Source organism: Synechococcus sp. R6-7, assembly GCF_047461695.1.
Taxonomy (GTDB): Bacteria; Cyanobacteriota; Cyanobacteriia; order Thermostichales; family Thermostichaceae; genus Thermostichus.
Map to the genome: position 1 here is coordinate 1 of NZ_JANSHS010000085.1, position 11,271 is coordinate 11,271.

Genomic DNA, 11,271 nt, shown 5'->3' on the forward strand with positions numbered 1-11,271 from the left:
AAAATCGGCAAAAAAGATTAGAATTGTAAAGGATTTTTTAGTTTGCCCAAGTCGCAGGGCGACGAGGATTGGGAGGTTGACGTGGCACGCACAGTTCCCCTAGAACGAGTCCGAAACATCGGCATCGCGGCTCACATCGATGCTGGCAAGACCACGACCACAGAGCGGATTCTCTTCTACTCCGGTCTGGTGCACAAAATTGGCGAAGTTCACGACGGAACTGCGGTCACCGATTGGATGGCCCAGGAGCGGGAGCGGGGCATCACCATCACCGCTGCGGCCATCACCACCCGTTGGACTAAGCGGGATCCCGCAAATCCTTCCCAGCCCCTCTCCGGCGCACCGGAGTACACCATCAACATCATCGATACTCCTGGGCACGTCGATTTCACCATCGAAGTTGAGCGCTCCATGCGGGTGCTGGATGGGGTGATCGCCGTCTTTGACTCGGTGGGCGGCGTGCAGCCTCAGTCTGAGACCGTCTGGCGGCAAGCCAATCGTTACAATGTGCCCCGCATTGCCTTCGTCAACAAAATGGATCGCATGGGGGCCAATTTCCTCAAGGTTTACAACCAGATCCGGGAGCGCCTCAAGGCCAATGCTGTGCCCATCCAACTGCCCATCGGTGCCGAAGACGGGTTTTGCGGCATTGTTGACTTGGTGCGGATGCAAGCCCGCATTTATATGGATGAGATCGGCAAAGACATTCGTCCGGCCCCCATCCCTGAGGAGATGAAAGATCTCGTGGCAGAGTATCGGGCCAAGCTGGTGGAAGCAGTGGCCGAGACGGACGAGGCTCTGATGGAAAAGTACTTCGCCGAAGAAGATCTGAGCGAAGCCGACTTGATGGCGGGTCTGCGCAAAGGCACGATCAGCGGCCAAATTGTGCCCATGCTGTGTGGCTCTGCCTTCAAGAACAAGGGAGTCCAGATGCTGCTGGATGCGGTGGTGGATTACCTGCCCTCGCCTGTGGATATTCCGGCCATCAAGGGGGTGCTGCCAGATGGCTCAGAAGTGTCCCGCCGTGCCAGCGACGATGAGCCCTTCTCCGCCCTGGCCTTCAAGTTGATGAGTGATAAGTACGGGGATCTCACCTTTATTCGCGTCTACTCGGGGGTGTTGACCAAAGGTACTTATGTGCTCAACTCCACCAAAAACAAGAAAGAGCGAATTTCGCGGTTGGTGGTGCTGAAGGCCGATGAACGCTTGGACGTGGATGAGCTGCGGGCAGGAGATCTGGGAGCTGTGGTGGGCCTCAAGGACACCACCACCGGAGACACCCTCTGCGACGAAAATGCGCCGGTGATCCTGGAGTCTCTGTTTATCCCAGAGCCGGTGATCTCAGTAGCGGTAGAACCCAAAACCAAAGCCGATATCGATAAGCTCTCCAAGGCCCTGCAGGCCCTGGCCAAGGAGGATCCCACCTTCCGCGTGTCTGTGGATCCCGAGACCAATCAAACCATCATCTCTGGGATGGGCGAGCTGCACCTGGAGATCTTGGTGGATCGGATGCTGCGGGAGTTCAACGTAGAAGCCAATGTTGGCAACCCACAGGTGGCCTACCGCGAAACCATTCGCAAGCCGGTCAGCCGCGTGGAAGGCAAGTTTGTTCGCCAGAGTGGTGGCCGCGGCCAGTACGGCCATGTGGTGATCGACCTAGAGCCGGCGGAGCCGGGTACAGGATTTGAGTTCGTTTCCAAGATTGTGGGTGGCGTTGTGCCCAAAGAATACATTGGGCCAGCCGAGCAAGGGATCCGAGAAGCCTGCGAATCCGGTGTGCTGGCGGGCTATCCCCTGATTGACATCCGCGCCACCCTGGTGGATGGCTCCTACCACGAGGTGGACTCCAGCGAAATGGCCTTCAAGATCGCCGGTTCGATGGCTCTGAAGGAGGCCGCTCGCAGGGCAAGCCCTACCCTGCTGGAGCCGATGATGAAGGTCGAAGTGGAAGTCCCTGAAGCCTTTGTGGGGGATGTCATCGGGGACATCAACGCCCGCCGCGGCCAGATGGAGGGGATGAATACAGAAGGCGGCATTACCAAAGTCAATGCCAAAGTTCCCTTGGCGGAGATGTTTGGCTATGCCACCGACATTCGCTCCAAGACCCAGGGTCGAGGCACCTTCACGATGGAGTTCAGCCACTACGAGGAAGTTCCTCGCAGTATCGCCGAAGCCATCATTGCCAAAAACAAAGGAAATGAGTAGCTGACTGAAACCAAAAAGGAAGTGACGATTCATGGCACGCGCTAAGTTTGAACGCACCAAACCCCATGTCAACGTTGGCACCATCGGCCATGTTGACCACGGCAAGACCACCCTGACGGCTGCCATCACCACCACCTTGGCTGCTTTGGGTCAGGCCACAGCCAAAAGGTACGATGAGATCGACGCAGCGCCAGAGGAAAAAGCTCGCGGCATTACCATCAACACCGCCCACGTCGAGTATCAGACTGCCAACCGTCACTACGCCCACGTGGATTGTCCCGGCCACGCCGACTACGTGAAGAACATGATCACAGGCGCGGCTCAGATGGATGGGGCCATCTTGGTGGTGTCTGCAGCTGATGGTCCCATGCCCCAAACACGGGAGCACATCCTGTTGGCCCGTCAGGTAGGGGTGCCCAGCTTGGTGGTCTTTCTGAACAAGGCAGACATGGTGGACGATCCAGAGCTGCTGGAGTTGGTGGAGCTGGAAGTGCGGGAGCTTCTCTCCAAATACGACTTCCCCGGCGACGACGTTCCCATCATCAGAGGATCGGCGCTGAAAGCCCTAGAAAGAATGACCGCCAACCCCAAAACCCAGCGGGGCGAAGATCCTTGGGTGGACAAAATTTATGAGCTGATGGATGCGGTGGACTCCTACATTCCCACGCCTGAGCGGGATGTGGACAAGCCCTTCCTGATGGCTGTGGAGGATGTCTTCTCGATTACTGGTCGGGGCACGGTGGCCACGGGCCGGATCGAGCGGGGCCGCATCAAAGTGGGCGAAACGGTGGAACTGGTGGGCCTGCGAGAAACTCGCTCTACCACTGTTACTGGCCTGGAAATGTTCCAAAAAACCCTCGATGAGGGGATCGCTGGCGACAACGTTGGTGTGCTGTTGCGGGGCATTCAGAAGAACGAAGTGGAGCGCGGCATGGTGCTGGCCAAGCCCAAGACCATTACTCCTCACACCAGCTTCGAGTCTGAGGTATATGTCCTCAAGAAAGAGGAGGGAGGTCGCCACACGCCCTTCTTTGCCGGCTATCGTCCTCAGTTCTATGTGCGCACCACCGATGTAACCGGCACCATCTCTTCCTTCACGGCTGATGACGGATCCCAGCCAGAGATGGTGATGCCTGGTGACCGCGTTAAGATGACGGTGGAGCTGATCCAGCCCATCGCCATTGAGCAGGGGATGCGCTTTGCTATCCGCGAGGGTGGCCGTACTGTCGGAGCGGGTGTTGTCTCCAAGATCCTGAAGTAAGCTGCTTTTTCCTGGCAGGGATTGAGTGCCGACGGCCCCAGACCAACTCAGTTGCGATAGTGGCGCGGAGCACTTTCCCTGCCAGCTTTTTTGAGTCCCCCTTTTTCTGGATTGCTCTCCGGCCATGCCTACCTTGACTCAACAGAAAATTCGTATCCGCCTGAAGGCTTACGATCATCGGCTGCTGGATACTTCCTGCGACAAAATCGTGGATACGGCTCGTCGTACCGACGCCGTGCCGGTTGGCCCGATTCCTTTGCCTACTCGGCGCCGCATCTACTGTGTGCTGCGCTCCCCCCACACCGACAAGGACTCGCGGGAACATTTTGAAACCCGCACCCACCGGCGCATTATCGACATCTATTCCCCCTCTTCCAAAACCATCGATGCTCTCATGAAGCTGGATCTGCCGGCAGGGGTAGATATCGAGGTGAAGCTGTGATGGATCTGCAGGGATCCCCCGCTTTCGCAGTCATTTCGTAGAGCTTGGATGAGGGCAGCAGCGGGTGACAACATCGGTTGATCCGGTCGATCGCGATAGTGGTGCAGACCCCTCTCAGGGGTTGGCAACTCCAGGAGCGGCCCAATCCCCCATCCCGGTTTTGGTGGTGGGGGCCCTGGGCAAAATGGGGCGGGAGGTGGTGCGAGCCGTTGCCCAGACGCCCGACATGAGGTTGGTGGGGGCGGTGGCCCGCTCGCAATTGGGCTCGGATATTGGCGAGGTGCTGGGCCTGGGATCCCTGGGGGTGGAGATTACCGACGACCTGCCGGGGCAGTTGCTGAGGTTGTCGCAGCGCAGCAACCGCGGCGTGATGGTGGATTTTACCCATCCTCGGTCGGCATTTGAACATGTTCGCTCGGCCATTGCCTTTGGCGTGCGTCCGGTGGTGGGGACGACGGGCCTGACGCCGGAGCAGGTGGAGCGGCTGCGGGATCTGGCGGACAAGTCGGGTGTGGGCTGTTTAATCGCGCCCAATTTCGCCATCGGCATGATTTTGCTGCAGCAGATGGCCCTGCAGGCGGCGCAGTATTTTGACCACGTTGAGATCATCGAGCTGCACCACAACCGCAAAGCGGATGCCCCCAGCGGCACGGCTCTACAGACGGCCCAACGGCTGGGACAATTGGGCAAAACCTTTAACCCGCCCGTTCGCGACAGCGGGACGGAGTCCTCAGTGGAAGAAAAAGAGCTGATCCCCGGTGCGCGGGGAGGGCTCTCTGGCCCCAACATTCCCATTCACAGCGTTCGTCTGCCGGGGTTGATCGCCCATCAGGAGGTCATTTTTGGTGGGATGGGGCAAACCCTCACCTTGAGACACGACACCACCGATCGGATAGCTTTTATGCCGGGGGTGATCCTGGGGATCCGCAAGGTGCTGCAGCTTCAAGGTTTGGTCTACGGGCTGGAGCAAGTGTTGAGCTAGCCGGTCAGGGGAGGGATCCCGGCCTCATCCAGGATGCGGGGGATGAGGTGCTCGGCTTTGACGGCCATCAGATGCACCCCATGGCAGATCTGGCGGGCCTGACGCACCTGTTCGGCGGCAATGCGGATCCCTTCTTCGAGGGGGTGGGCGGCGTTGGCCAGCCGCTGGATAATCCCGTCTGGGATCTTCACTCCTGGCAGGTTGCGGTTGATAAACTCGGCATTTTTGGCCGACTTGAGCAAAAAGATGCCAGCCAGGATGGGCTTGCCGGCGGGACGGCCCAACTTATCCATGAAGCGCTCCAGCTGCTCGAAGTCGGTGACCATCTGGCTCTGGAAAAATTGGGCCCCGTTTTCCAGCTTGCGGTGGAAGCGCCGCTCCAGGCCGGAAAAGCTGCCCGATTGGGGTTCTACTGCTGCCCCCGGCAACAGATGCGTGCCCCCATCCGGGAGAGGTTTGCCGTTGCAATCGAGGCCGTTGTTCAGCCGTTGGATAAGCTGCAGCAAGCGCACCGACTCCAGATCGAATACGGGGCGGGCATCGGGGCAATCGCCGATGTGGATGGGATCCCCGGTGAGGGCCAACACATTGCGCAGGCCGAGAGCTGAGGCCCCCAACAGATCCCCCTGGAGGGCCAGGCGGTTGCGATCCCGACAGGCCAACTGCAGGATCGGTTCAACACCCGCCTGATGCAACAGCACCGAGGCCGCCAACGGGCTCATGCGGGCCATGGCTCGGTTGGAGTCCGTGATGTTGATGGCATGCACCCGCCCCTTGAGCTGCTGGGCCAAAGACAGCAGGGTGCTGGTGTCGGATCCCTTGGGGGGGGTAATCTCGGCGGTGAGCAGAAATTCCCCCCGCTGGATGGCCTGGGCGAAGCGGGACAGGGGAGGTGATGAGGGGATCAGGGCCACAATTCCTGAAGGAAAGGTAAAACGGCTGGCTTATTATCGACTTTTCCAGGAGGTTTTTCCAGACAGGTCGTCCTTTCTCAGAGCTTGGGCGAGGGAAGGGAGCTGGGCGGGGGCTGCACCCGCATTTCCCCCAGCCATATCTGGGGATCCCCCTGTTGCAGATGCTGCCGCCAATCTTGTGCGGCTGCAGGAGGGATCCCGTCCGGGCTTAAAGTCCAGCTCCAGCCGATCACCTGAGGCCAGCGCTGCGCCTCCAGACCTTCCAGCAGCGGTTGAGAGGTTGCTGAGCCCGGAGCCGGCCCGCGGATCACCACAGGCACTTCCGGGTTGAGGGCCTCAAGGCGGCGGTACAGCGGTTCAAAAGCGGCGGGATCCCCCGTTACCTGTAGGCTCAGCCAGTCCATCCCAGGGAAGTTAGCCCAGGCGGACACGGCCTCTGCATCTTCTCCGTCCAGCTCCACCACCCAGAGCAAATTGGCCGAGGACTCCGTCCCGCTAACGCGAACAGAGCGCAGGGTTTGCATCAGGTGTTGGTAGGCCCGTTGTTGCAGCGAGGACTCCGTCCCACCAAAGGGCTCCCCACCGCTACCGCGAGCGCGTTCGGGATCCCCGTCGCCAACGACGACGGCCAGGATGATGGGGGTGGCAAAGCGCTGGATCCCGCGGGCCCAAGAGCGCAAGGTCTCATCGTGATCCCCATTGGCCAAGGCAGAAAGTTGGGCTGGATCTAGCCGCAGGCGCAGGTAGGGGACTGAGCCGCTTTCCCGCAGGCGACTGGCCAACTGCTGTGGAAAGTCCTGGCGGGGATCCCAGAGGTGATCCACGGCTGCCCAGGCGGGGGGTTGACCGATGGCCTGGCGGTAGGACAAGAGCTGATCCCAAGTGGGAATGCCCGGCCAAGCGACCCCGTGATACAGCCGACCCGGAGGTGGCGGCAGCGGCCTACCCCGCAGAAAGGGGGCGGAATCGGGTGGGATTGGCGAGGTGAGAACAACCTCCAGCCGCAGCGGCGGCAAGACCTCACCGGCAGGGGGATGCGGCAGGGAGAAAGGGAGGATCCAACTGCGCTCCTGGAACTGGCCTCGGATGATCTGCTGAGGGTGAAAGTCCTGGGGAGGTGGCAGCGGTTCCAGCGGGTCTTCCCCCCAGAAAGCCCGTTGGATTACCAAGCGCACCCCTGCGCCGGGGTGGATCAGAGGCGTGGTGGTATCCAGGTGAAAGCTACCCCTGAGGCGGGTGGACGTCTCATTGGGCTCAACCCGGAAGGAGAAGGTGAGCTGGTCAGATCGGTAGGTGCCTGGAGCGGGGGAAGCAGTGGGGGGTGGGGATCCCGGCTGCCATCGGAGGCTCTCGCAGTCGGTGCAGGGGAGAATGGCCTGCGGATGGAGCGAAACGGGAGCCTCGCGGGCGGATTGCAGTTGCTCAGCAGTGATGACAAAACTGGCCCAAAGGTGTTTCAGACGGGGCTCCCGACCAGGCTGAATATCGGAAAAGGATCGGCCTTCGGGAGTGGCCGTCCGCGTGCCGGCAGCCGTGCCGTCCAGAGGCACCGTGGAAACTGGGTCGCCAGCACATCCCCCCAAAAAAACGACCGACAAGATCAGGGGCAGCGCCCAGCAGATTAAGGGTTTGAGTTTGCAGTTGGATGGCTGCCTCTGGGATTCCTGGATCATGGCTTCACCTCAATACACCACTCCTGCCCGGCTACCGAAGGGAGTCGATGCCGCTCTCGTCTTGTGGACGGTGCGGTTCCCGACGGGGCACCAACGCAAACGGCCAGCAAGATCCCTTTCCCTCCGGTTGCTAGAGGGATCTTCCCCCAAAGGCCGGCTCCCCAGGTCTGATCCCGATCACAGCCTTGGCCGCAGCGGAGCCGGCACTGTCCGGACCAAATGCAAGCCATGAAACGCCGGCCTACCCCTGTGGCACTGCCGCCGCTTCCGGGTAGATGACCAACATCCCCTCGTAGAGGATTTGGCCGGGCTGCACCTCCAGGCGGTCAATGCGCACGCCCGGATCCAACTGAATGGGGAAATCGGCCAGGCCGGGGATGGGGATCTCTTGGCCTTCGCTCACCCAGAGGGGATTGACCAGCCGCAACCGGTTGGGGCCTTGGGCTTCTAGGCCGGTCAGCACCGTCACCGGCGCTTCCACCCCTTCCGGAGTGGTCAGGTTAGCCTGGATGCGCAGCCGACCCTGTTCCAGCGTGACCTGAGGCTGGCGGATGAGAAAGGGCACCACTTGGCCCCCAACAGGCAACTGCACCTGGGCCTGGGCCAGTTGGGCTTGGATGAGGGGAGCCTGGAGGGTGCGGTTCAGGTCTTCCTCGGTAAGGCGCAAGCTCACCTGCACCGGCACAGGGGCCAATAGCCGCAGTGGGCTCCGTCCCTGGATGGCTTCGCCCACATTGAGGCGAATATCCTGGCCCCGCAGCCGCAGATGGCTGACCTGAAAGCCTTGATAGCTGAGGTTGTCTCCCGACACCTGGGCCTGAGGGATCTGCCCGTTCAAAATCTGGGCGTCGGAGCCGGCAATCTGTACCTGCAGGTTATCGACCCTCTGCACCTCAGAACGGATCCAAGCCGCCACCAAAGGGCTGAGAAGGGATCCGGCAATCTGGGCAAATCCGGGGGGCCAAGGCCAAAACATGGTGGGTAGGCTGAGCAGCAGAGCAAACCCCAGCCGCTGCCCTGCTTGCGAAAGCCGTTGGCGGCGACAGGTTGCCGATTGGGTTTGGAGAGGAGACGGATCTGGACTGGGCCGATGGCAAGACGTGAGCAGCACTGGATACCTCGGGAGCAACAACAAGCGATGGTTTCCACCCAACTACGACCAGACTAGGGCAGGACTTCTCCGCCGAACAGAGGGATCCCCCGCACACTTGGAGAGGCTATCCATCCGTCAACTGCCACCAAAGATACCCCAGCCGCAGGTAGTGAAGCCGTAGCCAGGGCAAAGGGAAAGAGCGGGGCGGCTGGCGAAACAGAGCGCTCATCTGGGAAGGGATCCCGGCGATCTCCTGGGCCAGCATTTTGCCCGCCCACACTGCTGTGGCCACACCGCTGCCGTGATAGGCCAAGCCGTACCACAGGCTGGGATCCGCCGGCGAAGGGCCAATATGGGGGTGAAACTGTCGAGAAAGGCAGACCAGTCCATTCCAGGCGTACTCGATCTCCACCCCTTCCCAAGCAGGGAAAAGACGATAGAGCTGTCGGGTCATCCAAGTGCGCAACTGCTGTCGCTCCGTCGGGGTATCGCGGGTGCCACCCCGTCCCCCAAACAGCAGGCGCCCATCCGGCAGCAGACGGTAATAGAACAGCAGCCGCCGCATGTCGTAGAGCGGCGTCGGATCCCACCACCCCTGCGCTTTCTGCTCCTGAGGCGTCAGAGGTCGGGTGACCAGGATGTTGGACAGTGCCGGCAACAGGGATCCCGCCAGTTGGGGATACAGGGCCTCTGGGGTGTAGCCGTTGGTGGCGATGACCAAGTGTCGAGCGCGCACTGTTCCTCCCGGCGTGTGACAGATGTGTTGGGATCCCACCTTTTCCCAGGCCGTGACCGGACTGCCGCTGTACAGCTTCGCCCCCCACCGGTGGGCCGCTTGGGCCAGTCCTTGGGTGAGCTTGAGGGGGTTGAGGCCAAACCCCACCCCGATGTGCAAAGCGCCGTGGTTCTCTTGGCTGTTGAAGCCGCGTTCCCGCAGCTCTTTGGGGTTGAGGAGCTGGGCCGGGTAGCCCGCCACCTGAGTACAGATCTGGTACTCGGCCTCTAACTCCGACCATGCCTGTGGACGATGGGCCACTGCATAGCAGCCCTGTCCCTGAGCCTCTAGGGAGAAGCCCTCGCTGGCCGCCAGCTCCTGAACGGTTTCCACCGCCTGCCATTGATCCCGGTAGTAGCGCTCTGTCTCTGCCAGGCCCACCCGCCGCACCATCTGGGTGTGGGTAAGGTGGCTCGCCCCCACCCCGCAAAAGCCACCGTTGCGTCCCGAGGCCCCCCAACCCAGGGATCCCGCCTCCAGCAGGCAGGCAGAAATGCCATGGTCGCGGGCCAGGTGCAGAGCCGTCGATAGCCCCGTCAATCCTCCCCCCACAATGACCACCTCAGCGCTCACCTGCTCCTGCAAAGGTGCCGGATGCCGCCAGCCGGGATCTTCTATCGTGCTGTCCCAGTAGCTGCCGACCGGGCAGGCAGGATCGTAGGTGCTGGCAGGATAAAGGCCCTTTCTCATACGAGCAATGGGAAGCAATGGGAAGAACATCTTGCTGGGCAACGCCGAAGTGCTCGGTACCGCTGAGGCGACCGGTCGCAGGACAAGTGCTGAAGGGGATCCCCTTACTCCTGGGCAACGCTGTCGCAACCGGCAGCAGCGGCCTCCATATCGGCAGGGGTATTGCAGTCCAGGAAGATCTCAGGAGTGTAGAGCTCCACCTCCTGTACCCGCCTGCCCAGATCCTGCAACAACCGGCGCAGGCCCAGGGTTTCTTCTCGGAGATCCAACAGCTTTTCCCGCAAGCGCCTGTCGATCAGGGTAGGGTGCCCCCGTCGCCCTCGATGCACCGGCACAGTAGCCCAAGCGCGATGGCGCAGATGGTACTCCAGCAAGCTGTGGTAGATCCACGCCGGGCGGGGCTGATCCACCGCCGAAATGGCCAGCACCTGAAAATCGGCAGGGATCCCTTCCACCCCTACCCGAATGGAGTGGGTCTTGCCCAGCTCAGGAGCCGGATTGACCAGCACCTCTGCCCCTGCCAAGTGGGGTTGGGCTGCCGCCAAATGCTGGGATCCCAGCACCACCCAGGGTTGAAACCCCGCCTGTCGCCACTGAAAAATCTGGTAAGAGAGCAGGGTTTGCCCGTCTTTCCAGGGCAGAAAGGCTTTCGGCTCTCCCATCCGCGTGGAAAACCCAGCCGCCAAGATCAGCGCATGCAGCTTCGGCTCATTTGCCAAGGAGCTTCACCAGCAGAATGCCAAACAAATATAGAAACGTCACAGCCCCGGCCAAAAGGCTCTGGGTGAGGGGATCCGTCGAGGGGGTGAGAATGGCCCCCGCCACCACCGCGCCCAGAACCACGTAGCGCCAGCCCTTGAACATCTGCTCGGCAGTCACCAGACCCAGCGCCCCCAGCAGCGCCTGCAAAATCGGCACCTGAAAGGCCAGGCCGGTGCTGAACAGCAGCAGCAGCACAAACTCAAAGTAGCGGTCGATGGACCAAGCCTGATCCACCACCCCTTCGCCGTAGCGAATGAAAAAGTTGAGCGCCGCCGGAATGAGGAGATAGTAGGCAAAGACCAAGCCGGCCACAAAGAGAAGGCTGGATCCCAGCACCACCGGCCCCAGCAGCTTGCGCTCCTTCACGCTCAGCCCCGGCAAGACGAAGCGGGCAATTTGGTAGAGCAAAAAGGGCGTGGCCAGCAATAACCCCGAGTAGGCCGCCACCTTCACAGAAACGAAAAAATACTCCCC

At 61.1% G+C, this 11,271-nt stretch carries 10 protein-coding genes; 4 read left to right on the top strand and 6 right to left on the bottom strand.

The window, feature by feature from the left end; translation table 11 throughout:
- Positions 1-81 precede the first annotated feature (81 nt).
- The 4 genes from fusA to dapB all read left to right on the top strand — a co-directional run bounded on the left by fusA (position 82) and on the right by dapB (position 4,890).
- Positions 82-2,205, top strand: a complete 2,124-nt coding sequence (fusA, locus tag NW815_RS03055; protein ID WP_011432555.1) for an elongation factor G — start codon at positions 82-84, stop codon at positions 2,203-2,205.
- 31 nt (positions 2,206-2,236) lie between these two features.
- The gene (gene tuf, locus NW815_RS03060) at positions 2,237-3,466 is read left to right on the top strand and encodes an elongation factor Tu (RefSeq protein ID WP_414343112.1); all 1,230 of its coding nucleotides are present in this window, start codon (positions 2,237-2,239) and stop codon (positions 3,464-3,466) included.
- Positions 3,467-3,590: 124 nt separating this feature from the next.
- On the top strand, positions 3,591-3,908 hold the full coding sequence (gene rpsJ / locus NW815_RS03065) for a 30S ribosomal protein S10 (protein ID WP_414328725.1): 318 nt from the start codon (positions 3,591-3,593) through the stop codon (positions 3,906-3,908).
- A gap of 121 nt (positions 3,909-4,029) precedes the next feature.
- The gene (gene dapB, locus NW815_RS03070; protein ID WP_414349924.1) at positions 4,030-4,890 is read left to right on the top strand and encodes a 4-hydroxy-tetrahydrodipicolinate reductase; all 861 of its coding nucleotides are present in this window, start codon (positions 4,030-4,032) and stop codon (positions 4,888-4,890) included.
- On the opposite strand, the gene NW815_RS03075 is transcribed toward dapB, so the two are convergent.
- From NW815_RS03075 to tatC, 6 genes are all read right to left on the bottom strand, one after another.
- Entirely contained in the window at positions 4,887-5,804 is a 918-nt protein-coding gene (locus NW815_RS03075; RefSeq protein WP_414388201.1) for a methylenetetrahydrofolate reductase, read from the bottom strand. The genes dapB and NW815_RS03075 overlap by 4 nt on opposite strands.
- A 77-nt stretch (positions 5,805-5,881) precedes the next feature.
- Positions 5,882-7,402: a hypothetical protein gene (locus NW815_RS03080; protein ID WP_414388203.1), complete on the bottom strand. Its 1,521-nt coding sequence runs from the start codon at positions 7,400-7,402 to the stop codon at positions 5,882-5,884.
- A 316-nt stretch (positions 7,403-7,718) separates the two neighbouring features.
- A complete protein-coding gene (locus NW815_RS03085) occupies positions 7,719-8,588 on the bottom strand; it encodes a DUF2993 domain-containing protein (RefSeq protein WP_414415692.1) in 870 nt (289 codons plus the stop codon).
- Between the two features lie 106 nt (positions 8,589-8,694).
- Positions 8,695-10,035 (bottom strand): NAD(P)/FAD-dependent oxidoreductase, encoded by a 1,341-nt coding sequence (locus tag NW815_RS03090; RefSeq protein ID WP_414388207.1) that lies wholly within the window; start codon positions 10,033-10,035, stop codon positions 8,695-8,697.
- A gap of 104 nt (positions 10,036-10,139) precedes the next feature.
- Positions 10,140-10,754, bottom strand: coding sequence for a nucleotidyltransferase family protein (locus tag NW815_RS03095; RefSeq protein WP_414343123.1), 615 nt, complete (start codon positions 10,752-10,754; stop codon positions 10,140-10,142).
- The coding region (tatC, locus tag NW815_RS03100; RefSeq protein ID WP_414415693.1) for a twin-arginine translocase subunit TatC at positions 10,744-11,271 on the bottom strand (528 nt) is incomplete at its 5' end. The genes NW815_RS03095 and tatC, both read right to left, overlap by 11 nt.

Bases quoted from the DNA above. Each gene is read 5' to 3' on its own strand.
- rpsJ (WP_414328725.1), top strand. From the start codon at position 3,591: ATGCCTACCTTGACTCAACAGAAAATTCGTATCCGCCTGAAGGCTTAC.
- NW815_RS03090 (WP_414388207.1), bottom strand. From the start codon at position 10,035: ATGAGAAAGGGCCTTTATCCTGCCAGCACCTACGATCCTGCCTGCCCG.
- tuf (WP_414343112.1), top strand. From the start codon at position 2,237: ATGGCACGCGCTAAGTTTGAACGCACCAAACCCCATGTCAACGTTGGC.